Source organism: Micromonospora sp. C97 (assembly GCF_018070385.1).
Classification (GTDB): Bacteria; Actinomycetota; Actinomycetes; order Mycobacteriales; family Micromonosporaceae; genus Micromonospora; species Micromonospora parva.
Map to the genome: position 1 here is coordinate 1 of NZ_JAGPXU010000045.1, position 26,609 is coordinate 26,609.

At 73.5% G+C, this 26,609-nt stretch carries 19 protein-coding genes and 1 pseudogene; 13 read left to right on the plus strand and 7 right to left on the minus strand.

Features of this window, described 5'->3' with window-relative positions; translation table 11 throughout:
• Positions 1-1,198: 1,198 nt before the first annotated feature.
• Together KBX26_RS32630 and KBX26_RS31275 are read left to right on the plus strand one after the other, a co-directional pair.
• On the plus strand, positions 1,199-4,825 hold the full coding sequence (locus tag KBX26_RS32630; RefSeq protein WP_374224346.1) for a WG repeat-containing protein: 3,627 nt from the start codon (positions 1,199-1,201) through the stop codon (positions 4,823-4,825).
• A 44-nt stretch (positions 4,826-4,869) separates the two neighbouring features.
• On the plus strand, positions 4,870-5,868 hold the full coding sequence (locus KBX26_RS31275) for an aldo/keto reductase family protein (protein WP_030337976.1): 999 nt from the start codon (positions 4,870-4,872) through the stop codon (positions 5,866-5,868).
• 105 nt (positions 5,869-5,973) lie between these two features.
• On the opposite strand, the gene KBX26_RS31280 is transcribed toward KBX26_RS31275, so the two are convergent.
• Positions 5,974-6,771: a site-2 protease family protein gene (locus tag KBX26_RS31280; RefSeq protein WP_030337977.1), complete on the minus strand. Its 798-nt coding sequence runs from the start codon at positions 6,769-6,771 to the stop codon at positions 5,974-5,976.
• A complete protein-coding gene (locus KBX26_RS31285) occupies positions 6,771-6,971 on the minus strand; it encodes a hypothetical protein (RefSeq protein WP_030337978.1) in 201 nt (66 codons plus the stop codon). The genes KBX26_RS31280 and KBX26_RS31285 overlap by 1 nt, the downstream gene beginning before the upstream one ends.
• A 146-nt stretch (positions 6,972-7,117) precedes the next feature.
• Here KBX26_RS31285 and KBX26_RS31290 point away from each other — a divergent pair.
• From KBX26_RS31290 to KBX26_RS31305, 4 genes and pseudogenes are all read left to right on the plus strand, one after another.
• Positions 7,118-8,590, plus strand: a pseudogene (locus KBX26_RS31290) (protein kinase); the annotation flags it as partial.
• Between the two features lie 386 nt (positions 8,591-8,976).
• Positions 8,977-10,920 carry a bifunctional adenosylcobinamide kinase/adenosylcobinamide-phosphate guanylyltransferase gene (locus KBX26_RS31295; RefSeq protein WP_210867059.1) on the plus strand — a complete coding sequence of 648 codons (1,944 nt, stop codon included), beginning with the start codon at positions 8,977-8,979 and terminating at the stop codon, positions 10,918-10,920.
• Positions 10,910-11,683 (plus strand): adenosylcobinamide-GDP ribazoletransferase, encoded by a 774-nt coding sequence (cobS, locus tag KBX26_RS31300; RefSeq protein WP_210867060.1) that lies wholly within the window; start codon positions 10,910-10,912, stop codon positions 11,681-11,683. Before KBX26_RS31295 ends, cobS begins: the two co-directional genes overlap by 11 nt.
• Before the next feature lie 67 nt (positions 11,684-11,750).
• Positions 11,751-13,049 (plus strand): DUF2314 domain-containing protein, encoded by a 1,299-nt coding sequence (locus KBX26_RS31305; RefSeq protein WP_030337982.1) that lies wholly within the window; start codon positions 11,751-11,753, stop codon positions 13,047-13,049.
• Positions 13,050-13,160: 111 nt separating this feature from the next.
• Here KBX26_RS31305 and gcvT read toward each other — a convergent pair whose 3' ends face one another.
• Positions 13,161-14,291 (minus strand): glycine cleavage system aminomethyltransferase GcvT, encoded by a 1,131-nt coding sequence (gene gcvT / locus KBX26_RS31310; RefSeq protein ID WP_030337983.1) that lies wholly within the window; start codon positions 14,289-14,291, stop codon positions 13,161-13,163.
• Positions 14,292-14,453: 162 nt separating this feature from the next.
• Between gcvT and KBX26_RS31315 the strand changes: the two genes are divergently transcribed.
• Positions 14,454-16,028 (plus strand): leucyl aminopeptidase, encoded by a 1,575-nt coding sequence (locus KBX26_RS31315; protein ID WP_210867061.1) that lies wholly within the window; start codon positions 14,454-14,456, stop codon positions 16,026-16,028.
• A gap of 47 nt (positions 16,029-16,075) precedes the next feature.
• Here KBX26_RS31315 and KBX26_RS31320 read toward each other — a convergent pair whose 3' ends face one another.
• Positions 16,076-16,405 carry a hypothetical protein gene (locus KBX26_RS31320; protein WP_030337985.1) on the minus strand — a complete coding sequence of 110 codons (330 nt, stop codon included), beginning with the start codon at positions 16,403-16,405 and terminating at the stop codon, positions 16,076-16,078.
• 178 nt (positions 16,406-16,583) lie between these two features.
• On the opposite strand from KBX26_RS31320, the gene lpdA reads away from it, so the two are divergent.
• Positions 16,584-17,975: a dihydrolipoyl dehydrogenase gene (lpdA, locus tag KBX26_RS31325; protein ID WP_036412749.1), complete on the plus strand. Its 1,392-nt coding sequence runs from the start codon at positions 16,584-16,586 to the stop codon at positions 17,973-17,975.
• 66 nt (positions 17,976-18,041) lie between these two features.
• On the plus strand, positions 18,042-19,886 hold the full coding sequence (sucB, locus tag KBX26_RS31330) for a 2-oxoglutarate dehydrogenase, E2 component, dihydrolipoamide succinyltransferase (RefSeq protein WP_210867062.1): 1,845 nt from the start codon (positions 18,042-18,044) through the stop codon (positions 19,884-19,886).
• A 62-nt stretch (positions 19,887-19,948) separates the two neighbouring features.
• On the opposite strand, the gene KBX26_RS31335 is transcribed toward sucB, so the two are convergent.
• On the minus strand, positions 19,949-20,884 hold the full coding sequence (locus KBX26_RS31335) for an SDR family NAD(P)-dependent oxidoreductase (protein WP_030337988.1): 936 nt from the start codon (positions 20,882-20,884) through the stop codon (positions 19,949-19,951).
• A 152-nt stretch (positions 20,885-21,036) separates the two neighbouring features.
• On the opposite strand from KBX26_RS31335, the gene KBX26_RS31340 reads away from it, so the two are divergent.
• Complete coding sequence (locus KBX26_RS31340; RefSeq protein WP_210867063.1) at positions 21,037-22,374, plus strand: low temperature requirement protein A; 1,338 nt, start codon at positions 21,037-21,039, stop codon at positions 22,372-22,374.
• Between the two features lie 129 nt (positions 22,375-22,503).
• Complete coding sequence (locus tag KBX26_RS31345) at positions 22,504-22,983, plus strand: hemerythrin domain-containing protein (protein WP_030337990.1); 480 nt, start codon at positions 22,504-22,506, stop codon at positions 22,981-22,983.
• An 88-nt stretch (positions 22,984-23,071) separates the two neighbouring features.
• On the opposite strand, the gene KBX26_RS31350 is transcribed toward KBX26_RS31345, so the two are convergent.
• The gene (locus KBX26_RS31350; protein WP_210867064.1) at positions 23,072-23,446 is read right to left on the minus strand and encodes a MerR family transcriptional regulator; all 375 of its coding nucleotides are present in this window, start codon (positions 23,444-23,446) and stop codon (positions 23,072-23,074) included.
• Positions 23,447-23,501: 55 nt separating this feature from the next.
• Here KBX26_RS31350 and KBX26_RS31355 point away from each other — a divergent pair, with 55 nt between their 5' ends.
• Positions 23,502-24,500 carry an aldo/keto reductase gene (locus KBX26_RS31355; protein WP_030337992.1) on the plus strand — a complete coding sequence of 333 codons (999 nt, stop codon included), beginning with the start codon at positions 23,502-23,504 and terminating at the stop codon, positions 24,498-24,500.
• 30 nt (positions 24,501-24,530) lie between these two features.
• Here the strand turns inward: KBX26_RS31355 and KBX26_RS31360 are convergent, their stop codons facing one another.
• Complete coding sequence (locus KBX26_RS31360) at positions 24,531-25,382, minus strand: NAD(P)H-binding protein (RefSeq protein ID WP_030337993.1); 852 nt, start codon at positions 25,380-25,382, stop codon at positions 24,531-24,533.
• A gap of 319 nt (positions 25,383-25,701) precedes the next feature.
• Between KBX26_RS31360 and KBX26_RS31365 the strand changes: the two genes are divergently transcribed.
• The gene (locus KBX26_RS31365; RefSeq protein ID WP_030337994.1) at positions 25,702-26,607 is read left to right on the plus strand and encodes a TIGR01777 family oxidoreductase; all 906 of its coding nucleotides are present in this window, start codon (positions 25,702-25,704) and stop codon (positions 26,605-26,607) included.
• Positions 26,608-26,609: the final 2 nt, after the last annotated feature.

Below are 26,609 nucleotides of genomic sequence, written 5' to 3' on the forward strand. Positions count from 1 at the left end.
CTACGACCACGAGCCGTACCGTCGACCGCTGCCCGAGCCACCCCGCCGCGAGGAACGCCGCTCCCCCGAGTCGGACCGGCGCACCGCCTGGTCGGACCGGCGCCCCGCCGACGAACGGGGACCCGCGCGGGAAGCCGCCTGGCACCGCGACCAGCCCACCCCGGAGCGGTACGACAGCCGCCGCCCCCGGCAGGAGCCCACCGAGCGGGACCGTGGCTATCGGGGCACACCGCCGGTCTCCCCCGCGCCCCGGCCCGAACCCGGCTGGGTGCCCGAGCCGGACGACGCGCCACGTCGACGCGGCACACCGGAGCGACCGGCGGCCGGCTACGAACGACACCCCGGCGACGGGTACGGCGTCCGACCCACCCGTGACCATGACGGCCGCAGCGCCGACGCTGTCGACCCGTGGGCACCCGTTGACGGCCGCCCCCGCTACCGCGCCGACGGGTACCCGGACCGGGCCGCCGAAGACCTGCGCCGCCCAGACTCGCGCTACCGCCCGGACGAGGGGACCGACTCGCGCTACCGCGCGGACGAGGGGATGGGCGCAGCTCCCGCAGCCAACGGCGGACGACGGCGTCGACCCGAGGCGGACCTGCCCGGCCAGTCCCGCCTCGACGACGACCGGCGTCGCCCCGACACCGACCCGCACTGGCAGCAGCCCCGTGAGGCGGCAGCACGCGCCGAGGCGTACCCGGACCGGCGACCCCGCGAACAGGCCCGCCCGGACGCGTACCCCGAGAACGGGTACCGCGAGAACGCGCCTCGTGAGGACGCGTACCGCGAGCCCCGGCCACAGCCGGGCAAACGGTCGGGCGACAGTCTGCCCTGGCCACCGCCGGGTCCGGTGCGCCAGGACCGCAGCCCGGACCGGGCCCGCGAGCCGGGCCACCGCCCCGAGCCGCCCCGCACCGCAGACCCGCACCGCACTTCAGACCCGCACCGCACTTCAGACCCGCACCGCACCGAGCCGCACCGTGGCCCGGAGCCGTACCGCACCACGGACCCGTACCGTGGCGCCGACCCGGGCGTCGCGTCGCGGCCGACCGCCCGGCCCGAACGGCCGCCGGCCACGCCGTCCCGGCCCGACGACCGACCGGTACGGCCCGACGAGCGACCGGCGGCCGCCCCGGCGCGGCCCGACGAGCGAGGGGTACGTCCGGCCGCGACTGCGCCACCCACGGCCGGCCGCGCCATGCCGGTCCCACCGGCCTCGCCGGAGCGACCGGTCTCGCCGGCACCCGTGTCCCCCGGTTGGGACCGGCCGGTCTCGCCGGCACCTGTCTCGCCCGGCTGGGACCGGCCGGCATCGCAGGCACCCGTGTCCCCCGGATCGGACCGGCCGGTCTCGCCGGCACCCGTCTCCCCCGCGCCCTCGGGTTGGAACCGGCCGGTGTCGGCCGCCCCGGTCTCCCCCGTCTTCCCGGACCGGCCGGTGTCGCCGGCACCCGTCGCCCCCGCGCCCCCCGGCCCGGAGCGACCGGTGTCCGCAGCCCCGGTGTCGCCGGGCCCGGTGTCCGCAGCTCCGGTGTCGCCCGCCGCCGACCTGCCCGTCTCGGGACCGCCCGCCGCCCGCCTGCGGCTGGAGTACCTGTCCGCGCCGGTGGAGCCGCCCGGCGCAGACGAGCGGTCCGATGGCCCGCCAGCACCCACACGCCGACCGCTGACCGAACCGCCGTCGACGGCCGGGGCGCGTCACACCCCGCCGCCGCGTTACCCCGGCCCGGACACCGGGGACCGCCCGGTGGACCAGCGGCGCGGCGAGGAGCCGGGACCGGATCACCGTCGGGTCGGCGACCCGCTGTTCGGCAACCCGCCAACCGACCGCCGCCCGGTCACGCCGGACCGTTCGCCGTCCACGGAGCGGCAGCACTCCGCCGATCGACCGGCCGCGCCGCAACACCCAGCCGCGCCGCAACACCCGTACCCGCCGCAGCGGCCGGACGCTCCGCAGCGCTCGTACCCGCCGGAGCGGGTGGCTCCGGTGGCGGACGCACGCCCGTCGGTCGCCCCGCCGCCCACCTGGCAGGCACCGGCGTCACCAGCGACCCGACCCACCCCGCGCCCGGACGACCCCACGCCGGTGGCGCCTGCTCCTGGTCCGGCAGCGTCCCCGGACGGCACTGTCCCGCAGCCGCCGGCGATGGACGTCGCGCCGGTGCTTCCGCCGGCCCCTGGTACGCCGCGCCGCTACGTACCCCCGCCACCCTCGGAAGAACCGGTCACGCCCGTTCGCGAACCGGACGACGTCGCGAGCGTCCGTGGGCCGGACGCGTGGTTCAGCCCGGCTCAGCCCGCCGATTCCTCGCCGGGTGCGTCGACGACCGACGAGCGGCAGTACGACCCGACCGACGATGAGTCGACGGCCGGCAGCCCCGACCTCTTCACGACAGCGGCCGCGTCGGACACGGAGGCGTCGACGCCGACGGCTGACACCCACCTGGACGTGACCGACGCCAGCGGGTCGACACCAGACGACGCCTTCGCCCCCGTCTCCGCGCCGCCCGCTGCCCCGGTCTCCGGTGCTCCCCGGCGCTGGCTGGACGACCTGGACGACGACCCGCAGCCCGCGTTCGACACGGCACCTGTGGACGACGACCAACCCGTCTCCGGCGCACCGCTGCTCGCGATCCCCCACCAGCAGGACGAACGCGACCTCGCAGCCGAACCCGACGTCGACGAGCAGGCCTACACCGCTTCACCCAATGAGGACGCCAACCCGGTCGAGTACCACCCGACGGACGAACTCGCGCCACCCGACGAGCCGACCGACGCTGTCGACGCTCCGAGCGCGAGCCCGGAGGGAGGCCCGTACGTCGACGAGTGGCCGGCGGAAGCCGCGCCGCCCGTGACGGCTGCGAACGACCCGAACCCGCCCGTCTCGGCACCGCCGTTCTCGGCACCACCCGTCTCGGCACCGCCCGTCTCGATCACGCCGGTGTCCGCTCCCCCGGCACCGCCGGTATCGGCAGCGCCGGCAGCACCCGTCTCCGCGCCCCCAGCGCCCGCCGCGCCACAGGAACCCGTTTCCGCGCCACCCCTCGGCACAGCGCCCGTCTCCGCGCCGCCCACGCCGCCAGAGCCCTACTCCGTAGCGCCGGTATCCGCACCACCAACACCCGTCTCCGCACCCCCAGCGTCCGCCGCGCCACAGGAACCCGTTTCCGCGCCACCCCTCGGCACAGCGCCCGTCTCCGCGCCACCCACGCCGCCAGAGCCCCACTCCGCAGCGCCGGTATCCGCACCACCAACACCCGTGTCCGCACCACCCGCCCCGGCGGCGTCCGTGTCCGCACCGCCGGCGCCCGTCTCGGCGGCACCCGTCTCCGCGCCACCAGCCACAACGCCCGTCTCCGAGCCACCAGCGTCGGTAAAGCCGACGTCCGGACCACCCGCGTCGGTAAAGCCGACGTCCGGGCCACCGGCCCCGGCCGTACCCGGCCCGAGGAGCGGCGCGGACGGGGAGAACGTGCCGGTGTCCGCGCCGCCTGCCGAGGCACCGCCGGTGGTGACCCGCCCGTCGCTGGCCGACCCGGGCGACCCGGAGCAGGTGCTGGCCGCGTACCGCTGGCGGCTGGATCCGGTGACCCTGCGCGAGGAACTGACCGAGCCGGACGACCTGCGGGCCATTCGGCGACGGCTGACCGAGAAGTTGGGCTCGGCGGTCGACAACCGCGCCCGGGCCCGGCTGCTCAGCCTGCGGGCGGTGGCCTCGCGGATTCTCGGCGAGCTGGACGACGCGCTGGCCGACGGCCGGCTCGCCCTCACCTACGCCGAGGCCACCGGCGAGCTGCGCCGGACCGCGCTGGCCCAGGCCCGGCTGGCCCACGTGTTGCGCTGGCGCGGCGACTTCCCCGAGGCGGACCAGCTCTTCGCCCAGGCCAACTCGGTCGAGTTGCCTGACCGGTTGCGGGCCGCGCTGCACGAGCACGCCGGGCGGTCGTGTTACGACCAGGGGCGGCTCATGGAGGCGTGCGAGCACTTCGAGAAGGCGCTGGACCTGCGTGGGGCCGGCGACGCCGAACTGCTGGAGCGGGTCCGGGTGGCCCTCGACGCGGTCACCGTCCGGGCCGAGGCTGATGGCTTCGGGCCGTACCCCCGGGGTCGGGACGAGGTCCTCGACCGGGACCGGCCCCCGTTGCCGGACCGGGACGGGCAGCTGTGGGGTTACACCAGCCAGGACGGCGAGGTGGTCATTCCCGCCCGGTACGCCGAGGCGCAGCCCTTCCACGACGGGTTGGCCTGGGTCCGCCGACCGGACAGCGACCGCTGGTCATTGATCAACCTGCTCGGTACGACGGTGATCCCGCCGTCCTTCCGGGCCGCGCATCCGTTCAGCGACGGCCTGGCCTGGGTGGTCGGCGAGGGCGGTTGGACGGCGATCGACGCGACCGGGGCGGTGCAGGTCGCACCCAACTTCGCCGAGGTAAGACCATTCCGGCGTGGGCTGGCCGCGGTGCGGCGCGAGGGGTGGGGGGCGGTCGACCGGACCGGCCGGATCGTCGTGCCCACCCGCTACCACGGCTTCGTCACCGAGTTGGCCGACGGCCGGCAGGTCGACGGTTTCACCGATGAGGGGCTGGCCGTGGTCGACGTGGCGGGCCGGCGGGGTGTGGTGGACCGCACCGGCACGGTGCTGGTCCCGCCAGCGCACCCGATGCTGGTCATCCACCCGGTGGCGTTCCTGATCGAGAGTGGCAACGGGCGGTGGGGCGCGCTGGACCGGCGCGGCGTGCCGCTCATCGACCCGGTGCACGGCGATCGCGCCGAGGTGCTGGAGGAGATCGACCGACTACTCACCGACGCCAATCCGGTGCTCTGAGTCATCGGTCGCCAATGATGATCCACTAGGGCTAGGGTCGGTACATGGAATTCCGACACCTGGGCCGTTCCGGCCTGATGGTCAGCGAGATCTCGTACGGCAACTGGATCACCCACGGTTCGCAGGTCGAGGAGGACGCGGCGTTCGCGTGCGTCCGGGCCGCCCTCGACTCGGGGATCACCACGTTCGACACCGCCGACGGGTACGCCGGGGGGCGGGCCGAGGACGTGCTCGGCCGGGCGTTGCAGAACGAGCGCCGGGAAAGCCTGGAGATCTTCACCAAGGTCTACTGGCCGACCGGGCCCAGCCGCAACAACCGTGGACTGTCCCGCAAGCACATCATCGAGTCGATCAACGGCTCGCTGCGCCGACTGCGCACCGACTACGTGGACCTCTACCAGGCCCACCGCTACGACTACAGCACCCCGTTGGAAGAGACGATGGAGGCGTTCGCGGACGTCGTCCACTCCGGCAAGGCGCACTACATCGGCGTCTCCGAGTGGAGCGCCGACCAGCTGCGCGCCGCCCACCCGCTCGCCCGGGAGCTGCACATCCCGCTGGTCTCCAACCAGCCCCAGTATTCGATGCTCTGGCGGGTCATCGAGGCCGAGGTCGTGCCGGCCAGCGAGGAACTGGGCATCGGGCAGATCGTCTGGTCGCCGATCGCGCAGGGCGTGCTCTCCGGCAAGTACCTGCCGGGCCAGCCGCCGCCGGCCGGTTCCCGCGCCACCGACGAGAAGTCGGGTGCGGGGTTCATCTCCCGGTTCATGAACGACGACGTGCTGACCCGGGTCCAGCAGCTCAAGCCGCTCGCCGAGCAGGCCGGGCTCAGCATGGCCCAGCTCGCCGTGGCGTGGGTGCTGCAGAACCCGAACGTCTCGTCGGCGATCATCGGCGCGTCTCGCCCCGACCAGGTGCACGACAACGTGAAGGCGGCCGGGGTGAAGCTCGACGCCGACCTGCTCACGGCGATCGACGACGCTATCGCTCCGATCGTCGAGCGGAACCCGGCGAAGACCGAGTCCCCCGCGAAGCGTCCCTGACGCCGTTCCGGCCCGGCCGGCGCGAACCTCCACGCCGACCGGGCCGGGCCCGCTGCGCTCCGCCCGTCACCGGGCCCGCTCAGCTCCGCCCGTCACCGGGCCCGCTCAGCTCTGCCAGAAGCGGATCAGCTCCAGGCCGGTGGCGTAGAGCCACGAGGGCAGACCGAGCAGGTCACCGACCGCGAAGACCGCGTCGAAGAACCACCCGCCGATGCGCGGGTTCCACAGCAGCGCGAAGAGCAGGATGAAGCCGTACGGCGCGAACAGGTCGTACATCTTGCGCCACTGCGGGTTGAGCCACGGCTGGAGCATGTTGCCGCCGTCCAGGCCGGGCACCGGCAGCAGGTTCAGCACACTGGCGGTGAGCTGGAGGAAGGCGAGCAGCGCCACCCCGGCCCAGAACTCCACCGGGCCACCCGACCGGGTGCCGAGTTGCACCGCCACCACCAACACCAGCGTGAACAGCACGTTCGTCGCCGGGCCGGCGAGGCTGACCAGGGTGTGCCGCAGTCGGCCCGGGATGGCGTGCCGGTCCACCCAGACCGCGCCACCCGGCAGGCCGATGCCGCCGAGCAGCACGACCACCACCGGCAACACGATCGACAGCAACGGGTGGGTGTACTTGAACGGGTTGAGCGTCAGGTAGCCGCGATGGGCGATGTCCCGGTCGCCGGCCCGGTAGGCCACCACCGCGTGGGCGTACTCGTGCAGGCAGAGCGACACCAGCCAGCCGGACACCACGAAGAGGAACACGTTGAACCGGACGTTGCCGTACCCGTTCCAGGTCAGCACCCCGCTGACCGCGAAGAGGGCGACCAGGCCGAGGAAGACCGGGCTGGGCCGGAACGCCGCCCGGGGCACGCCGAGGACCAGCCCGTCGCCGCCCGGGCGGTCGTAGGCCATCACTCGGCCGTGGGCAGCAGGCTCATCCGGTACTCCACCCGGTCGTCCTCCACGAGCGCGACCGAGGTGACGCCGGACGCCGCGAGCTCCCGCCAGGTCTGACCGATCCAGGATTCGGCGTCGGCCTGGCTGCCGAACGACTCCGCCGGCCCCTCGACCGTCTGACCGTCAGTGCCCTCGTACCGCCAGCTCCACGCCATGCCGCGTCTCCCCTCGCCGCTGAAGTCCCCGTGGGACGAACCCCCGCCAGCGTAGTCGGCCCGGCGCGCAACGGCCGCTCGCTCGCCCCGGCAGGGAACCCACGGGGTGGATCAATCCGATTGACGCCGGCCGGTACGGTGGCTCGGTGTTGACGCGGGGAGTGCTGCTCGGCGACCGGTACCGGCTGGGCGAGCGGGTGGCGACAGGTGGGATGGGCGCGGTCTGGCGCGGCACGGACGTGTTGCTGGAACGCGAGGTCGCGGTGAAGGTGCTGCTGCCGTCGCTGGTCGCCGATCCGGAGTTCACCACCCGGTTCCGGGCCGAGGCGCGGATGCTCGCCGCGCTGCGGCACCCGGGCGTGGTCCCGGTGCACGACGTGGGGCAGGCGGTGCTCGACGACGGCAGCCAGGTCGACTACCTGGTGATGGAGTACGTCGAGGGCGAGCCGTTGTCCGCCCGGGTGCGCGCGGTGGGGCGGCTGGATCCGGCCACCACCATGTCGGTGCTGGCCCAGGCCGCGGACGCGCTGCACACCGCCCACCTCGCCGGCATCGTGCACCGGGATGTGAAGCCGGGCAACCTGCTGGTCAAGGCCGACGGCACCGTGGTGCTCGTCGACTTCGGCATCGCCCGGTCCCGGCACATGGCCGGGCTCACCGCCGCGAACATGGTGCTCGGCACCGCCTCGTACATGTCCCCCGAGCAGGCCACCGGGCAGCCCGTCTCGGCCGCCACCGACGTCTACGCGCTCGGCGCTGTGGCGTACTTCTGCCTTGCCGGGCAGCCGCCCTTCCACGGTGACAATCCCCTCGCGGTGGCGCTGCGGCACGCCCAGGAGGACCCGGCGGCGCTACCGGCGGACACTCCGCCGGCGGTCGCCGCCGTGGTGGCCCGCGCGCTGGCCAAGCGTCCGGAGGACCGGTTCGGCAGCGCCGCTGAGTTGGCCGCTGCCGCCGCCGATGCCCGCGACGCCACCCTGGCGAGCATCCCGGTCTCTGCCCGCCCACCGTGGGCGCTGGCCGCTCCGACCCCGGGCGTCGCGGCCTCCGCCGTCCCGACTTCCGTTCCGCCGGCCGGCCCGACTCCCCTTCCGCCAGCCGGCCTGGCTTCCGCACCGTCGGTCGCGGCGACGCCGCCCGCCGGGTCGGTGTCGGCAGGGCCCGCCGCTCTACGCCCACCGGCGAGCGAAGCGACGACCGAGCCGAAGCCGACCCGGGAGGACGCGCTCGGGAGCGGGCCATCGGGCCGCCGTCGTCCGCTGCTGGTCGGGGCAGGTGCTGTCGCTCTCGTCGCGCTCGTCGTCGCGGTGGCCGTGGTGGCGCTTCGACCCGAAGCGAAGTCGGGTTCAACGGATCAGCCACCCGCGCTGGCCGGCGAATCGGCGACGGTCGCCGACGCTCCGCTGCCGCCCGGAGACGCGACGACCAGCGGGCCTCGGCCCAGCACGACGCCGAGCGCCAGCCGCACCGCGACGGCCGGCCCGTCCGGCTCCCCCGTCGACGCGTCGACCAGCGGCAACCCCGCCCGCACCCCGATGCCGGGCGACCCGCCGACCGCCACCGCCAGCAGCCGACCCACGCCCAGCCGCACTCCGTCCAGCCGACCCAACCCGTACACCGCCGCCCAGGCGTGCGGCAGCGGCTACCAGGTGATCGACTCGGCGACGCTGACCGGCGGCGACGGGCAGCGCAAGGGTCGGGTCTTCCTGCTGTACCACGCGGGCACCGGCACCAACTGCGTGGTCACCCTCAAGGACACCGCGGTCGGCGCGAAGTCGGCGGCCTCGGCGTACCTGGAGGTGCAGGGTCGGGCCCGCAGCACCGACAGCGGGTCCTTCGACTACTACGCCGGGCCGGTGCGGGCCAGCGCCGCCGGGACGTGCGTCAAGTGGGGCGGCTCCACCGGCGGGGTCAGCTACGGCAGCGGGTTCGAACACTGCGACTGAACGACGGCGAGCACCGGGCCGGCAGGCACCGCGAGCCCGGGCGGCCTTAAGGTACGGGCATGTCCGTAGACGGGTGGAACACGGTCCTGGTGCTCGGCGGTATCCGGTCCGGCAAGTCCGAGTTCGCCGAGTCCCTGGTCACCGACGCGCCGGTGGTCCGCTACGTCGCCACCGCGCCCGAGGGCGACCCGGAGGACACCGAGTGGGCGACCCGGCTGGCGGCGCACCGCGCCCGTCGGCCGGGCAGCTGGACCACCGAGGAGACCACCGAGGACCCGCGCCGGCTGGCCGACGTGCTGGCGTCCGCCGAGACCAACGAGACGGTGCTCGTCGACGACCTCGGCGGCTGGGTGACGGTGCTGCTCGACCCCGACCACCAACCCGCCGACGACGTGGCGACGATCGCCGAGCTGGCCGAGGCGATCCGTGGGTGCGCCGCCCGGGTGGTGCTGGTGAGCCCCGAGGTGGGGCTGTCGCTGGTGCCGACCACCCCGCTGGGCCGGGCGTTCACCGACGCGTTGGGCGCGGCCAACCGCGCGGTCGCCGATGCCTGCGACGCGGTCGTGCTCGTCGTCGCCGGCCAGCCGGTCTGGCTCAAGTCGGTGGCCGCCGCGACCGAACCGGCCGCCCCCGCCACCGAACCGGCCGCCACCGTGACCATGGCGACGGCCGCCGGCACCGAGCCGGGCGCGGCGAGCCTGGCCGACACCGAGCCGACCCCCGAGGTGCAGCTGCCCGACGTGCTGACCCACACGCCGCCGGCCACCCCGACGCCGGAACCGGGCGACGCGTGGGCCGCACCGACAATGGCGCTGCCGATGGTGGCCACCGGGCTGGTCATCCAGCCCGGCATGGAACTGCCGATGCCCGACGAGTACGCGGGCCCGCAGGCGGTGGACCGGCTGGCCACCCTGGACGTACCGGGCGCCGGGCTGGGCGTGCTGGACCGGGTGGTGGGCTTCGCCGCCGCCACCCAGGGCACCTCCACGCCAGCCGCCTGGGGCTCGGTGCGGGTGCTGCTGCTGCACGGCGACCACGCCGGTGGGGCGTCGGCCGGCACCGTCGCCGGTGAGTCGGCGCGCCGCGCCGCGCAGGCCCGCGCCGGCCAGGGCGCGTTGGCCCGGCTGGCCGCCGAGAGCGGCGCCAGTCTGCAGGTGGTGGACACCCCGGCTGCCGCGCCGATCGAGGACCAGCCGGCCCTCACGCCGGAGCAGGTGGAGTCCGCGCTGCGCTACGGCTGGCGGTTGGCCGAACAGGCCGCCGACGCCGGCGTACAGCTGCTGGTGCTCGGGGCGTGCGGCGCCGGCACCGAGGCGGCGGCCGCGGCGGTGCTCGCGGCGACCGCGGGCGCGGAGCCGCCCGCCGTGCTGGGCCGGGTGATCACCGACTCCGGCGAGATCGACGACGCGGCGTGGATGACCCGCTGCGCGGCGGTCCGCGACGCGCTGCACCGCACCCGCCGCTCGTCACGTGGCGCCAAGGACATCCTCGCCGAGCTGGGCGGCGGCGACGTGGCGGTGGCCACCGGCGTGCTGCTCGGCGCCACCGCCCGCCGGGTGCCGGTGCTGCTCGACGGGCCGGTCGGGTTGGCCGCCGGCATGGTGAGCCGGGACCTGGCCGGGCAGGCCCGGCACTGGTGCCTGCTGGCCGACCACGGCGGGCACCCGGCCGTGCGGCTCGCCGCCGACGTGCTGGGCCTCACCCCGCTGCTCGACCTGCGGCTGGATCTCGGCGAGGGCGCGAACGCGCTGGTCGCGCTGCCGCTGTTGCGCTCGGTGCTGGCGCTGGCCGCCGCGCTGCCGGTGCACCCGTCGCTGGCTGGCGGTGACGACACCGACCCGGGCGGGGACGAGCCGGAGTCCACCGACCCGAGCTACGCCGACCCGGACCTCACCGAGCCGGACGTCACCGAGCCCGACTTCGCCGAGCCGGTGCCGGCCGGGCCGGGCCCGGCCAGCACCGGGACGGACGAGCAGCCAGCGTCGGGCCTGCGTGCCGGCTGAGCCGCGACTGCTCGCGGGAGCCCGGCTGGCAGTCACCACGTTCACCACGCTGCCGGTGCGGGCCGGGCACATCGATCGCCCGGTCGCCGGCACCGCGATGACCCTCGCCCCGGTGGTCGGCGCGCTGCTCGGCGTCCTGCTGGCCGGTGTGCTGCTGCTGGCCGGCGCGCTCGCTCCCCCGCTGGTGGCGGCAGGTGTCACCGTCGGCGTCGCCGCGCTGCTCACCCGAGGGCTGCACCTGGACGGGCTGGCCGACACCGTGGACGCGCTCGGCTCGTACCGGCGCGGCGCGGCCGCCCTGGAGATCATGAAGAAGCCGGACGTCGGCCCGTTCGGGGTGGTCGCCCTGGTGGTCGTACTCCTGGTGCAGGCGGCGGCGCTCGCCGACCTGGCGGGCCGGTCCTGGCCGGCGGCGCTCGCGGCGGTGGTCGCGGCGACCGCGGCCGGGCGGTTCGGTGTCACGGTGGCCTGCCGGCGAGGGGTTCCGGCGGCCCGGCCCGACGGGCTGGGCGCGCTGGTCGCCGGCACTGTCGGCCCGGTGGCAGTGGCCGCCGGCGCGGTCGCCGTCGTGCTGCTGGCGGTGCCCGCGGTGCCGGGCCGTCCGTGGCAGGGGCCGCTGGCCGTCGTCGCCGCGATCGCCGTCGCGCTGGCGTTGCTCACCCACGTGGTACGCCGGCTCGGCGGCATCACCGGCGACGTCCTCGGCGCGACCGTCGAGGTGGTCACCACGCTGGTCTACCTGGGTCTGGTGCTGTCCGGCTGAACCGGGCACGGCGAGCCGGGTAGCGTTCGCCTCGACAACACCGGCACGGCCACCGGGGGATCCCACCATGCTCATCACTGACGACTTCCTGCCCGTACCGGTGCCGGAGTCGCTCAGCGCGACCTACCTGGTGCCGATGACGGGGCTGCCGAAGGTCAGTGCGAAGACCGCGGTGGCGGCCCTGACCGGCCGGCTCGCCGAGCCGGTGCACGGGCTGGCCCGGCAGATGCTCGACAGTCCGCTGATGAGCGTCGACACCCGGCCGATCAGCGAGTTCCCGGAGCTGCCGCCGGACCTGCTCACCGCGTTCGGCGCCACCGAGGAGCAGTTGGCCCGGCTGGCGGCGGCGACGCACCTGGTGGTCGTCCAGGCCGAGTACCGGCCCGGCTGGCCGCCGGCACACGAGTGGGCCGCCCGGGCGGTCGCGGCGGCCGTGGCCGAATCCGTCGACAGCGACGTGGTGGACGTCTTCGGTCTGCAGTTCCTCGACCCGGCGACCGCGCTGCGGTCCCTCCCGGACGAGCAGGGCCGCATCCGGCTCGTCGACTGGGTGCTGGTGCCGTACTCCTCGGACACCGAGGGCCTGTGGTTCACCACGAAGGGGTTGCGCCGCTTCGGCCTGCTGGAGTTGCAGACCCAGGGGGTGCCCGACCACCTCACCCGCGCCTGGGGTGCGGTGATGACCGGGGCGGCCCGCCGGCTGCTGCGGGACTGGACCGACGGGCTCACCGGCGAGGAGGTGCCGGCGTTCGTGCAGCTGCCGGTGCTGGCGACGGTCACCGGGCACGACATCGCCGTGGCGTACGGCAATCCGGAGCAGCACGGTGCCACCGCCCCGGTGCTGCTCCGCCTCGAACTGGACCCGGCGACCGACCCGGAGGCCGACTCGTTCCTCAGCCTGCGCCCGCCGGCCGGGCATCCCGGCCCGGACGGGCGGTACTACGCCGCCGCCTGCGCCACGCTGTTCTCCGGCATCCAGCCGGACGTGCGCTACGCACGCTCCGGTGACGCGATGAGCCGTGCGGTCGCCACCGCCCGGGCCGCGCTCGGTGACGCGCGAGCCCGGTTCGTCGCCGGTCGGTTCCCCACCGAGTCGCAGCTGGTGGTGAAGTACGGCCTGCCCGGGGACGACGGCCCGGAGTACGTCTGGGCGGGCGTCACCTCGTGGGAGGTCCCCGAGCGGATCGTGGGCGTGAGCGCCAGCGACGCCAACACCGACCAGAGCGTCCGCATCGGAGCCCCGGTCGTGGTGGAGACCTCCGACGTGGTCGACTGGGCCGTCCTGGACGCGACAGGCGTCATCGAAGGCGGCTGGACCCAGGCAGTCCTGGACTCCGGCGAACCCCCCAAACCCCAAACCCCCTAACCCCCGCCCCCTCCCACCCCCGCCGAATCGGCGTTGATCATGAGGTTGACGGGGCCGTTGATCTCCAAATGGCCCGTCAACCTCATGATCAACGCTGAAGGCGGGTGGGGGTTACTTCACTGAGGGGGTTACGAAGGGGGGTTTGGTCAGGGTCAGGGGGGCTCGGCGGCCTCGGATGTCGATCTCGACTTCGGCACCGTCCGCGAGGTTGGCGTCGGTGTCGAGCAGGGCCAGGGCGATGCCCTGCTTCCTCGTCGGGCTGAAGGTGCCGCTGGTCACGGTGCCGACCTGGACGTCACCCACGTGCAGGGTCATGCCGGGGCGCGGGATGGCCCGGTCCACGGCCACCAGGCCGCGCAGCGTCCGCCGGGGGCCGGCGGCCCGCTCGGCGAGCAGCGCGTCGCGGCCCCAGAAGGCCGGCTTGTCCCAACCGACCGCCCAGCCGGAGCGGGCCTGCACCGGGCTGATGTCCAAGGAGAGGTCCTGCCCGTGCAGCGGGTAACCCATCTCGGTGCGCAGCGTGTCCCGGGCGGCCAGCCCGCAGGCGCGCAGCCCGAACGTCGCGCCGACAGCGAAGAGCGCGTCCCAGACCGCTACCGCGTGCTCCGCCGGCACCACCAGCTCGTAGCCCAACTCGCCCGTGTAGCCGGTACGGCAGACGGTCAGCTCCACCCCGGCCAGGCTCGCGGCGGAGAAGCTCATGTACCCGTGCTCGGTGGGCAGGTCCAGGGCGGCCAGCAACTCGGCCGAGCGGGGGCCCTGCACGGCCAGCACCGCGTACGCCTCGTGCTCGTCGGTGACTGTCACCTGCGCGGGCGCGGCGGCGCGCAACCGGCGTACCACCTCGGCGGTGTTCGCCGCGTTCGGGATGAGGAAGACGTGGTCGTCGGCGTAGAGGTAGGCGATGATGTCGTCCACCACGCCGCCGGTGGCGTCGTCGCAGCAGAGCGTGTACTGCGCCCGGCCCGGGCCGATCCGGCCCAGGTCGTTGCTGAGGCAGGAGTTGACGAAGTCGGCCGCGCCGGGGCCGCTCACCCGGGCCTTGCCCAGGTGCGACACGTCGAAGACCCCGACCGCCGTACGCACAGCGGTGTGCTCCTTGAGCACTCCCCCGCCGGCGTACTCCAGCGGCATCTCCCAGCCCCCGAAGGGGGCGAACTTGGCTCCGGCGGCGGTGTGCCGCTCGTGCAGCGGGGAACGGCGCAGCCGGGTCGCGGCGGCGTCGGAGGTCACGTCGGTCATGGGTGGCAACTTACCGGGGGCAACGCCGCTGGTTAGCATCGGCGGGAGCCCGCTGGCGCCGTCGGCGGGACAGCCATGACGTCCGGCAGGTAGGTTCCGCCGGAGACCTTCACCGCTGGTACGCGACGCCGCGACCGGCCCGGCCCGCCCGGAGTAGCTTCAGTGACTTCACCCCGCACCACCAACCTGAGCCTGGTCGACACCGACCCGGCCGAGCTCGCCGTCGACGCGATCGTGATCGGCGTGCACAGCCAGACCGGAGAGCAGGGCGCCACCAGCGGCCTCGCCGGCACCCTGCTGCTCGCCAGCGGCGCGGAGAGCATCGCGGCCGCGTTCGACGGCAAGCTGACCGAGACGCTCGCGCTGCTCGGCGCGACCGGCGGGCCGGGTGAGGTCATCAAGCTGGCCACCCTGGGCACCGTGACCGCCCCGCTGGTCACCGCGGTCGGGCTCGGCCCGGAGCCGTCGGGCGCCGCACCGGCCCCGGAGACGCTGCGCCGGGCCGCCGGTGCCGCGATCCGGGCCCTGGCCGGCGCGCGCACTGTCGCGCTCGCGCTGCCGCTGCCGGATGACGCGGACGCGTCGGCCGAGCTGCGGGCGGTCGCCGAGGGGGCGTTGCTGGGTGGGTACCGGTTCGCCGGGTACAAGACCCGGCCCCAGCCGACCCGGCGGGAGCCGGTGGCCGAGGTGCTCATCGCGGTGCCGGACGCCGGCGACGCGAACGCCCAGGCGGAGGTCGCCCGGGCGCAGGCGGTGGCGGGCGCGGTCCGGCTCAGCCGGGACTGGGTGAACACCGCGCCGAACCAGCTGCGTCCGCCGTCGTTCGCCGACGCGGTGGCGAGCTCGGCGCGCGAGGCGGGTCTCGACGTCGAGGTGCTGGACGAGGCGGCGCTGGCCGCCGGCGGGTACGGCGGCATCGTCGCGGTCGGGCAGGGCTCGGAGGCCCCGCCGCGGCTGGTGAAGCTGACCTACACCCCGCAGGGCGGCGGCAACGGCAAGCGGGTCGCGCTGGTCGGCAAGGGCATCACCTTCGACACCGGCGGCATCTCGATCAAGCCGGCGCAGGGCATGTGGGAGATGAAGTCCGACATGGCGGGCGCCGCCGCGGTGGGCGCGACCATGCTGGCGATCGCCGCGCTGAAGCCGTCGGTGGCGGTCAGCGCGTACCTGCCGATGGCGGAGAACATGCCCTCGGGCACCAGCTACCGCCCGGGTGACGTGATCACCATGTTCAACGGCAAGCGGGTCGAGGTGCTCAACACCGACGCCGAGGGCCGGATGATCCTGGGCGACGCCATCGCCCGCGCCTGCGCCGACGGCACCGACTACCTGTTCGAGACGTCCACCCTGACCGGCGGCCAGGTCATCGCGCTGGGCAAGCGGGTGGCCGGCGTGATGGGCACCCCGGAGCTGTGCGACCGGGTGAAGGTGGCCGGCGACGCCGTCGGCGAGCCGGCCTGGCCGATGCCGCTGCCCGACGACGTCCGTAAGGGCATGGAGTCGGACGTGGCGGACATCTCGCAGGTCAACGCCGGCATGGACCGGGCCGGTCACATGCTGCAGGGCGGCGTGTTCCTGCGTGAGTTCGTGGCCGACGACGTGGCCTGGGCGCACATCGACATCGCCGGGCCGGGCTACCACTCGGGCGAGCCGACCGGCTACTGGACCAAGGGCGGCACCGGCGTTCCGGTCCGCACCCTGGTGCAGCTCGTCGAGGACGTCGCCGCCAACGGCTGACGCGACGGACATCGAGGGGGCCTCCGGTCGACGCCGGGGGCCCCTTCTCAGTACCGCTCGGGGCGGCGTTTGCGGCGCTCGTTGAAGTCGCGCATCCGCTGCGGGTAGCCCATCAGCCGGACGTCGTACACCGGGATGCCCATCCGGTACGCGAAGCGTCGCGCCCCGTCCGGCCCGTCGATCCGGCGGCGGGTCCACTCCCCGTCGTCGGCGATCAGGATGACGGTGGTCTCCGTCACCGTCGTCCGCGGCTCGATGAACGCCTCGACGCCGCGCCGACTCCGGATGAAGTTCTCCAGATGGTCCAGATCGCCACGATCGGCGGCACGGTCACGGCTCGGCACAGCCGCCTGTTTGCGGCGCCGGAACAACCCCACCGGATCTCTCCCCCACCGTGCGTCATCGACAACGGTGCCAAGGGTACGTGTCGATGACGTGTCGTTGGGCACCTCAGTACGCACCCTGTGCTCAGTGGTGACAAGATGACCGAGGTGGGGTGTGTCCGTGTTACACCCCTGTGACCCCCGATGCAGCGACGCGACCTGGGAGTTGGACGTGAGCGAGCCGAACGAAGCGACCTTCGACATCGTCATTCTCGGAGGTGGCAGCGGCGGCTACGCGACGGCCCTGCGCGCCGCCCAGCTTGACCTCTCCGTCGCCCTGATCGAGAAGGGCAAGCTCGGCGGGACCTGCCTGCACAACGGCTGCATCCCGACGAAGGCCCTGCTGCACGCGGCGGAGATCGCCGACCAGGCCCGCGAGTCGGAGCAGTTCGGCGTCAAGGCCGAGCTGATCGGCATCGACATGGCCGGCGTGAACTCGTACAAGGACGGCGTGATCTCCCGCCTCTACAAGGGCCTGCAGGGCCTGGTGGGCGGCTCGAAGAACATCACCTTCGTCGCCGGCGAGGGCAAGCTGGTCGGCAAGAACGTCGTCGAGGTGGACGGCAAGCGCTACACCGGCCGCAACATCGTCCTGGCCTCCGGCTCGTACGCCAAGAGCCTGCCCGGCCTGGAGGTCGACGGCGAGCGGATCATCACCAGCGACCACGCGCTCACGATGGACCGGGTGCCGTCGTCGGTGATCGTGCTCGGTGGCGGCGTGATCGGCGTCGAGTTCGCCAGCGTGTGGAAGTCCTTCGGTGTGGACGTGACGATCGTCGAGGCGCTGCCCCGGCTGGTCGCCGCCGAGGACGAGGAGTCGTCGAAGGCGCTGGAGCGGGCGTTCCGCAAGCGTAAGATCAACTTCAAGGTCGGCAAGCCGTTCGAGAAGGTCGAGAAGACCGACAACGGCGTCAAGCTGACCATCCAGGGCGGCGAGACCGTCGAGGCCGAGCTGCTGCTGGTCGCCGTCGGTCGCGGCCCGAACACCGCCAACCTCGGGTACGAGGAGCAGGGCGTCAAGATGGACCGCGGCTACGTGCTGACCGACGAGCGGCTGCGTACCAGCGTGCCGAACGTCTACGCGGTCGGCGACATCGTGCCCGGCCTCCAGCTCGCCCACCGCGGCTTCCAGCAGGGCATCTTCGTGGCCGAGGAGATCGCCGGGCAGACCCCGGCCGTGATCGACGAGGCCGGCATCCCGCGCGTCACCTACTGCGACCCGGAGCTGGCGTCGGTCGGCCTGACCGAGGCGAAGGCCAAGGAGCAGTACGGCGCCGACAAGGTCACCGCCCTCAACTTCAACCTGGGCGGCAACGGCAAGAGCCAGATCCTCAAGACCACCGGTTTCGTGAAGCTGGTCCGGGTCAACGACGGCCCGGTGGTCGGCGTCCACATGGTTGGCGCCCGGGTGGGTGAGCTGATCGGTGAGGCGCAGCTCATCTACAACTGGGAGGCGTACCCGGCGGAGGTCGCCCAGCTCGTGCACGCCCACCCGACCCAGAACGAGGCGTTGGGCGAGGCGCACCTGGCCCTCGCCGGCAAGCCGCTGCACTCGCACGCCTGATCATCCAAACCGCGGCGTCCGGCGACGGGCGAAGATCCCACCAGGGGAATGAAGGAGTCTCAGAAAATGCCGGTATCGGTCACCATGCCCCGGCTCGGCGAGAGCGTCACCGAGGGCACCGTCACTCGCTGGCTCAAGCAGGAGGGCGACACGGTCGAGGTTGACGAGCCCCTGCTCGAGGTCTCGACCGACAAGGTCGACACCGAGATCCCGTCGCCCGCTGCGGGCGTGCTGAGCCGGATCGTGGTCGGCGAGGACGAGACCGCCGAGGTCGGCAGCGAGCTGGCCGTCATCGCCGGTGAGGGCGAATCGACCGGCGGTGGCGAGACCGCCGGGCAGGAGCAGGCCCCGGCCGAGGCGGTCGAGCCGGCCGCCGAGCCGACGGCCGCCGCCGAGGGCACCGCCGACGAGGTCGCCCAGGACGAGGCCCCGGCCGAGGAGCCGGCTCCGGCCGCCGCCTCGTCGGGCGAGGGCACCCCGGTGAAGATGCCGGCCCTGGGTGAGAGCGTCACCGAGGGTACTGTCACCCGCTGGCTCAAGCAGGTCGGCGAGACCATCGAGGTCGACGAGCCGCTGCTGGAGGTCTCCACCGACAAGGTGGACACCGAGATCCCGTCGCCGGTCGCCGGCACGGTGCTGGAGATCAAGGTCGCCGAGGACGAGACCGCAGCGGTTGGCGCCGACCTGGCGATCATCGGTGCCGCCGGCGGAGCCCCCGCCCAGGCCAAGCCGGAGCCGAAGCCCGAGCCGAAGGCGGAGGCCAAGCCGGCGCCGAAGGCCGAGCCGAAGCCGGAGCCGAAGGTCGAGGAGCCGACCCCCGGCATGTCGTACAACGAGCCCGCCGCGGAGACCGAGAGCTCGGCGCAGCCGGCCAAGACCGAGCAGGCCGCGCAGCCGGCCGCTGCCACCTCGACGCCGCCGCGTCCGTCCGCCCCGGCGCCGGGTGGCGGCGAGGAGGCCGCCGGGTACGTGACTCCGCTGGTGCGCAAGCTCGCCAGCGAGCACGGCGTCGACCTGGCCGCACTGAACGGCACCGGCGTGGGTGGCCGGATCCGCAAGCAGGACGTCCTCGACGCGGCCGAGAAGGCCAGGGCCGCCAAGGCCGCGCCGGCTCCGGCGGCACAGCCGGCCGCCGCGCCGTCGGCGCCCGCACCGAAGCCGGCCGCCAAGCCGCAGCCCAGCGCGAAGCGGGGCACCACGGAGAAGCTCCCGCGGATCCGGGCGACCATCGCCAAGCGCATGCAGCAGTCGCTGCACGAGACGGCGCAGCTCACCACTGTCGTCGAGGTCGACGTCACCAAGGTCGCCAAGCTGCGGGCCCAGGCCAAGGACTCGTTCCTGGCCAAGCACGGCGTGAAGCTGTCCTTCCTGCCGTTCTTCGCCCTCGCCGCCATCGAGGCGCTGCAGACCCACCCGATCATCCAGGCCAGCATGGACCTGGACGGTGGCACGATCACCTACCCGGCCGCGGAGCACCTCGGCATCGCCGTGGACACCGAGCGCGGGCTGCTCGTGCCGGTCATCCACAACGCCGGTGACCTCAACATGGGCGGCATCGCCAAGCGGATCGCCGACCTGGCCGAGCGCACCCGGAACAACAAGATCACCCCAGACGAGATGGCCGGGGCGACCTTCACGCTGACCAACACGGGCAGCCGGGGCGCGCTCTTCGACACGCCGATCGTGCCGTCGCCGCAGTCGGCGATGCTCGGCACGGGCGCCGTGGTGAAGCGTCCGGTCGTGGTCAACGACCCGGAGCTGGGCGAGGTCATCGCGGTCCGGTCGATGGTCTACCTGGCCATGTCGTACGACCACCGCCTGATCGACGGTGCCGACGCGGCCCGCTTCCTGACCGCGGTCAAGGAGCGGCTGGAGGGCGGCAACTTCGAGTCGGAGCTGGGCCTGGCCTGATCCGCCTGAACGCCGAAAGGGCGCCCCGGTCGTCGACCGGGGCGCCCTTTGCGTGGGGCTGCTCAGCCCTTGAGCAGGGCGGTCGAGACCTGCCAGAGTCGCTCGGCGGCCTCCGGGTCCAGCGCGTACTCGGCGACGCCCGTTCGCCCACCGGGCTGGGCGGGGGCAGCCTGCTGACAGTCCTCGAAGTAGCGCCCACCCACCTCGTCGAGCAGCGGTGACGCGGCGACCAGCACCGAGGTGGCGGCGCCCTGTTCGACGGTTTTCCAGGCCGCCGCGTTGCCCGCCCGCATCCGGTCCAGTTCCTCCTTGCTGACGTAGCGCTGCAGGTTGGTCTGGATCGCGCCGGGCATCAGCGAGTTGGTGTAGATGCCGTCGTCGGACCAGCGCCGGGTCGCCTCCACGGCGAAGAGCACGTTGGCCGTCTTGGACTGCCCGTACGCCTGCCACGGCTCGTACTCCCGGTTGTCGTACTGGATGTCGTCGAAGACCACCGGTGAGCGCAGGTGGGCGGCGGAGCTGACCGAGACGATCCTGGCCCCGTCGGCGGCCGCGAGGGTCCGGTGCAGCCCGGTGGCGAGCGCGAAGTGCCCCAGGTGGTTGGTGGCGAACTGCATCTCCCAGCCCTGCGGGGTCCGGGACAGGGGTGCGGCCATGATGCCGGCGTTGTTGACCAGGATGTGCAGCGGGCCGTCCCAGTTGGCCACGAAATCGGCGATCGAATCCTGGTCGGCGAGGTCGAGGGGGGCGACCAGGACCCGGTCGTTGCCGGTGGTGCCGGTGATGTCGTCGGCGGCCTTCTGCCCGGCGTCGGGGTTGCGGACCGCGAGGGTGACCTCGGCGCCGGCGCTGGCCAGGGCGCGGGCGGTCTCCACACCGATGCCGGAGGACCCGCCGGTGACGACCGCCCGCCGCCCGACGAGGTCCACGCCCTTGATCACGTCCATCGCCGTGGAGTGATGAGCGAACGGAGTGCTGATCGGATTGTTCGTCGTCATTGTCCATCCTTGTCCGGGTGGGGCGGACCGGCCGGCCCGCTGCGGGAGGCCGCGGTCCCGGTGTTTCCCCGACCCGGGCCGGAGGTAACGCGGGACCCGTCGCCATCGCCGTTCGACCCTCCGACCAGCCCGAACGCTGCCAGAGTTGGGACGTGGGCGGCTACCGGCGGGGTGGACAGCTGGGACCGGCCGTGCCGATCGCTCCCGGGGCCCGGGTGGACAAGTTCGAGGTCTTCTTCGATCTGGTCTTCGTCTTCTCGTTCTTCATCATCACCCGGGCGACCGCGGCGAACATCTCCGGACGGCAACTGCTGCACGCCGCCCTGGTGCTCGCCGTGCTCTGGTGGATCTGGGTGGTGCACAGCCTGGTCGCCACCCGGGTCCGGCTCGGCGAGGGCTACGTCCCCGTGCTCATGGTGATCGCGATGGTCGCCCTGTTCGCGTTCGCCCTGGCGCTTCCGCAGGCGTTCAGCGACCCGAAGGGGAGCGCCGCCGGCCCGATGCTGGTGGCCATCAGCTACGTCGTGGTCCGGGCCGTACACATGATCCTCTATCAGCATGTGGTGCGGGACAGCCCACAGGAGCGGCGGCAACTGCGGCGGTTCGCACCGGAGCTGACGGTGAGCATCGTGCTGTTGCTGGCCGCCGCCCTCATCCCACCGCAGATCACCGACCCCGACCAGGCCGCCATGGTCCGCGACGGGCTGTGGATCACCGTGGTGGTGGTGCAGTACGCGACCGGCTTCATCGTCGGGACCTGGGGCTGGGGGGTGACCAGCGCCGAGCACTGGACGGAACGCTACGACCTCATCCTGATCATCGCGCTGGGCGAGTCGATCATCTCTACGGGGGTGGGCGGCAACCTGCTCGGCAAGCCGGTCACCTGGCCGGCGGTGGCCGCCGCCGCGCTCGGCATCGTGGTCACCGCCGCCCTCTGGTGGGCGCACTTCGACTTCATCGGGCCGGCCGCCCGGATCGCCCTGCACGCGGCGGAGGGTGCCCCCCGGGTGGCGATGGCCCGCGACGCGTACGCGTACCTCTACCTGCCGATGATCGCCGGGGTGATCCTCTTCTCGATCGGCAACGAGGAGATCCTCCACAAGATCACCAACCCGGCCGGCGGGATCGCGGAGAAGGTCGAGGGGCCGGCGGTGCCGATGCTGTTCGGCGGGCTGATCTGCTACTTCGCCGTCAACCTGCTCTTTCAGTTGCGCACCCTGCACACCGTCACGTGGACCCGCATCGGCGTCATCCTCGTGCTCAGCGCGGCCCTCCCGGTCGGCCAGCACCTACCAGCGCTGGGCGCGCTCACCCTCGCGACAGTGATCTGCGTGGCACTGGTGGCCGTGGAGGTGATGGTCATGTCCCAATCCCGGCACGCGTTGCGGGCCGCCGTCTTCCAGGAACGGACCAGTCACGAGGCCCACGAGGCCGGCTGGCGGGCGCGCTGGCACGACGTCCGGGAGACCGACGAGCCGACCACTCCGTGACCACTGCCGCTCCCCGGCGCGGGCCGCCGCCGGCCGGTCCGATCGGGATAGACTCCGGCGCAGCGTCGCGGTGCACCCGGCACGAAGGCCGCCGTGGGCATGGAGGCGCGGGGACAGCATGGGACTCACGTGCACCCAAACGGTTCACCGGCCGACCGGCTCGCCGCCGTCGGCAATCAAATGATCGAGATCCACCTCTGGCTCAGCGCGGAACTGGCCCGGCTCAGGGCCGACCTCGGCACCCCGTCACGGCACCTGCGGGCGCACTGCCTGACCTTCTGCGCCGCGCTCGGGCGACACCACACCGGCGAGGACGCGGGCGCGTTCCGGCTGCTGGCCGAGCAGGTCCCCGAACTGCGCCCGGTCATCGACAACCTGATCACCGACCACGAGGTGGTGGCCGGGATCCTGGAGCGGGTCGAGGCGTTACTGGCCGGCGGCGACGCGGTGCCTGTCGAGCAGGTGCGCGGTGAGCTGGACGGGTTGGCCGCCCTGCTCGAATCGCACTTCCGCTACGAGGAGAAGCGGCTGGTCACCGCCCTGAACGCGCTCACCGGTCGAGCCGGGACAGCCGAGGAACTCCTCGGCCTGACCGCGCCGCCCAGCTGAGCCGTGATCGACTCCGGAGCGCCGATGTGGCGGTGTCACCGACCCCGGGACGCCGCCACACCGGCGCGACTGCCGGGCCCTGCCACCGTCACGTCGACGGCGGGCCGGGCAGCCGCTCGTAGTAGCGGATCTTCTCCCGAAGATGCTCGTACTGGCGCTGGAGCAGGCCCATCTGCTCCTCGACCCGCACCGCGTGGGTTCGCAGCAGTGCACAGCGCTCGTCGACGGTGTGGTCACCGTCGCGGGCCAGTTGCGCGTATCGGCGCATCTGCGCGATCGGCATCCCGGTGTCGCGCAGGCACCGGAACAGCTCCAACCAGCCGAGATCGTCGTCGGTGAAGACCCGCTGCCCGCCCGCCGTCCGCTCCACGTCGGCGAGCAGGCCGATCTTCTCGTAGTACCGCAGGGTGTCCAGGCTGAAGCCGCTGCGGCGGGCGGCCTCCGAGGGGGCGTAACCGCTCATGTCGCGAGATGCTAGTGCTTGACCTGGAGCGCGCTCCAGGTTGGAGGCTGGTGCCATGACGACGACACGGACGCTGGGACGCAGCGGCATCACGGTGAGCGCTATCGGAATGGGATGCTGGGCCATCGGCGGCCCGCTCTGGGGTGACGACGGGCAGCCGTTCGGCTGGGGTGAAGTGGACGACGCCGAGTCGATCCGCACCATCCACCGGGCGCTCGAACTCGGGGTGACCCTGTTCGACACCGCCAGCAACTACGGCGCCGGACACAGCGAACGGATCCTCGGTCAAGCGGTGGCCGGGCGACGGGACAGCGTGGTGATCGCCACCAAGTTCGGCAACGTCAGCGAGGAGAGCACCCGGCGGGCGCTCGGCACCGACGCCAGCCCGGCCTTCGCGGTGCGCAGCCTGGACGACTCGCTGCGCCGGCTCGGCACCGACTACGTGGACCTCTACCAACTGCACCTCAACGACCTGCCGGTGCCCGCCGCGCTCGATCTGGTCGACACCCTGGAGGGCCTGGTCGACCAGGGCAAGATCCGGGCGTACGGCTGGAGCACCGACGACCCCGCCTCGGCGGAGGCGTTCGCGGCTGCCGGCCCGCACTGCGCCGCGATCCAGCACGACGAGTCGGTGCTGCGCGACAACGCGGCGGTGCTGGCGGTCTGCGACACACACGACCTGGCCAGCCTCAACCGTGGGCCGTTGGCGATGGGGCTGCTCACCGGATCGACCCGGGCGGTCGGGACGGACGACGTGCGCGGACGGGCACCGGAATGGCTGGAGTGGTTCACCGACGGCCGGCCGACGCCGCGCTGGGCGGCCCGGGTCGACGAGGTCCGCGCGGCGCTCACCGCCGACGGGCGCACCCTCGCGCAGGGCGCGCTCGGTTGGCTGCTGGCGCGCAGCCCCCGTACCGTGCCGATCCCCGGCCTACGCACGGTGGCCCAGGCCGACGAGAACCTGGCCACCCTGGAACTGGGCCCGCTGAGCTCCGAGTCGTACGCCGAGGTGGAGCGACTGCTCGCCGACCTGCGCCCGGCCCCCGCGGCCTGACCACCGGGCCGGTCCACGCCCCGGGTGCCGTCACCGGAAGTCGTCCGCGTGCTCGGCGGCCCACTGCCGGAACGTGCGCCCGGGGCGGCCGGTCACCTGCTCGACGTCCGGGGCGACCCAGGCGTTGCCGTCAACGTACCGGCCCATCTCCAGGAACCACTCGATGACCTCCGCGGGATAGGTGTCCTTCCAGTAGTCCCGGGCCTGCTCCGGGGTCAGCTCGTCGAACCGCACCGGACGGCCGATCGCCTCGCCGATCATCTGGACCGCGTCCCGGCGGCGGACCGGCTCCGGCCCGGTCGGCTGGTACACCCGGCCGGCGTGGCCGTCCTCGGTGAGCGCGGCCATGATGACCGCGGCGATGTCCGCCTCGTGGACCAGGGCGCTGTTCCAGTCACCGAAGGGCGCCCGAACCACCCCCTCGGCCCGGATGGTGTGCGCCCACTCCCTGGTGTTCGCCATGAACTCGCCGGGAAACACGTGTGTCCACTCCAGACCCGAGGTCTCGACCGCCCGGTGCAGCGGCCGGTGCGGTGCCTCCAGCGGGTCGTCGTCGGCCCGGCTCGGATCGTTGTGCCCGAGGTGGGTGACCCGACGGACGCCAGCCTTCCGGGCCAGCTCCAGGATCTCCGCGCCGGTGGTCAGCGGCCCGTACCCATCCATCGCGACCAGGTGCATACGCGTCACGCCGCGCAGCGCCGGTGCCAGCGTGTCGGGCCTGGCGAAGTCGCCGGCCACCACCTCCACCCCGCTGGGCAGCGCGGCGGCCGCCGGTGACGCCGGGTCGCGGGTCAGTGCGCGTACGTCGTGGCCGGCGGCCACCAGTTGCCGGACCAGGCTGCCTCCGACGGTCCCGGTCGCTCCGCTCACCAGGATCGGCATGGTTCCTCCTCAGGGATCGCCCGACGGTGGGCACGGTGAGCCGACCCCGCCTTTCGGGGGTGCTACCGGATGGCTCATGGTCAGCCATATCGATGCGGGAAGCAATCGCGAACACCGCGTTCACGTTTGCTCCGACCTGCGGAAACGCGGCAATCACCGAATACGCGCGGTAGCCTTTTTCGCCGCTGGGAGGCCCGTTGACCTGCGTACTCCGCGCCGTATGGCGGGTCCCGCAAATTTCCTCGCCGGTCCGTCCCACAGCCGGTGACGTCGGCCGCCCCGCGCATCCGTCGGCGGCGTTCTGGACGAAGATGGGGGTATGCGGATCCTTCTGGCCGGCGCGTCCGGCTTCCTCGGCACCCGGCTGGCCGACCGGCTCACCGCCGACGGGCACCAGATCACCCGGCTGGTCCGTCGGTCGCCGCGCGACTCGCAGCAGCGTCAGTGGGACCCCGCCGCCGGGCAGCTCGACCCGGCAGTCGTCGCCGAGGCCGACGCGGTCGTCAACCTGGCCGGGGCGGGCGTCGGCGACAAGCGCTGGAACGACGACTACCGCCGGTTGATCCGCACCAGCCGGGTGGACAGCACCACCACGCTGGCGACCACCATCGCCGGGCTGCCCACCGCGGACCGGCCCCGGGTGCTGCTCAACTCATCGGCCGTGGGCTGGTACGGCAACACCGGCGACCGGGCGGTCGAGGAGGACGCGCCGGCCGGCGAGGGCTTCCTGGCCGACGTCTGCCGGGTGTGGGAGGCCGCGACCCGGCCGGCCGAGGACGCCGGGGTACGCGTGGTGCGGCTGCGGACCGGCCTGCCACTGGACCGCGAGGGCGGGCTGCTCAAGCCGCAACTGCTGCCGTTCAAGCTGGGTATCGCCGGCCGGCTGGGCAGCGGCCGGCAGTGGCTGCCGTGGATCTCGATGGCCGACTGGCTGGACGCGACCCGCTTCCTGCTCGACCACGACGACATCGCCGGCCCGGTGAACGTGGTGGGGCCGAACCCGGTGACGAACGCCGAGTTCACCCGTGAACTGGCCCGGCAGCTGCACCGCCCGGCGATCATCCCGATCCCCGCGCTGGCGCTCAAGGTGGTCCTCGGCGGTTTCGCCCACGAGGCCCTCACCAGCACCCGCGTCCTGCCCGGCGTCCTAGCCCGAGCCGCCTACCCCTACCAGCACCCCACGCTCCCCCAAGCCCTAAAAGCAGCCCTAAACCCCACCCCCTAACC

Bases quoted from the DNA above. Each gene is read 5' to 3' on its own strand.
- KBX26_RS31350 (WP_210867064.1), bottom strand. From the start codon at position 23,446: ATGAGCGGTTACGCCCCCTCGGAGGCCGCCCGCCGCAGCGGCTTCAGC.
- sucB (WP_210867062.1), top strand. From the start codon at position 18,042: ATGCCGGTATCGGTCACCATGCCCCGGCTCGGCGAGAGCGTCACCGAG.
- KBX26_RS31335 (WP_030337988.1), bottom strand. From the start codon at position 20,884: ATGACGACGAACAATCCGATCAGCACTCCGTTCGCTCATCACTCCACG.
- KBX26_RS32630 (WP_374224346.1), top strand. From the start codon at position 1,199: ATGCCGGTCCCACCGGCCTCGCCGGAGCGACCGGTCTCGCCGGCACCC.
- KBX26_RS31295 (WP_210867059.1), top strand. From the start codon at position 8,977: ATGTCCGTAGACGGGTGGAACACGGTCCTGGTGCTCGGCGGTATCCGG.
- KBX26_RS31275 (WP_030337976.1), top strand. From the start codon at position 4,870: ATGGAATTCCGACACCTGGGCCGTTCCGGCCTGATGGTCAGCGAGATC.
- KBX26_RS31305 (WP_030337982.1), top strand. From the start codon at position 11,751: ATGCTCATCACTGACGACTTCCTGCCCGTACCGGTGCCGGAGTCGCTC.
- gcvT (WP_030337983.1), bottom strand. From the start codon at position 14,291: ATGACCGACGTGACCTCCGACGCCGCCGCGACCCGGCTGCGCCGTTCC.
- KBX26_RS31285 (WP_030337978.1), bottom strand. From the start codon at position 6,971: ATGGCGTGGAGCTGGCGGTACGAGGGCACTGACGGTCAGACGGTCGAG.
- KBX26_RS31280 (WP_030337977.1), bottom strand. From the start codon at position 6,771: ATGGCCTACGACCGCCCGGGCGGCGACGGGCTGGTCCTCGGCGTGCCC.
- KBX26_RS31365 (WP_030337994.1), top strand. From the start codon at position 25,702: ATGCGGATCCTTCTGGCCGGCGCGTCCGGCTTCCTCGGCACCCGGCTG.
- KBX26_RS31360 (WP_030337993.1), bottom strand. From the start codon at position 25,382: ATGCCGATCCTGGTGAGCGGAGCGACCGGGACCGTCGGAGGCAGCCTG.
- KBX26_RS31355 (WP_030337992.1), top strand. From the start codon at position 23,502: ATGACGACGACACGGACGCTGGGACGCAGCGGCATCACGGTGAGCGCT.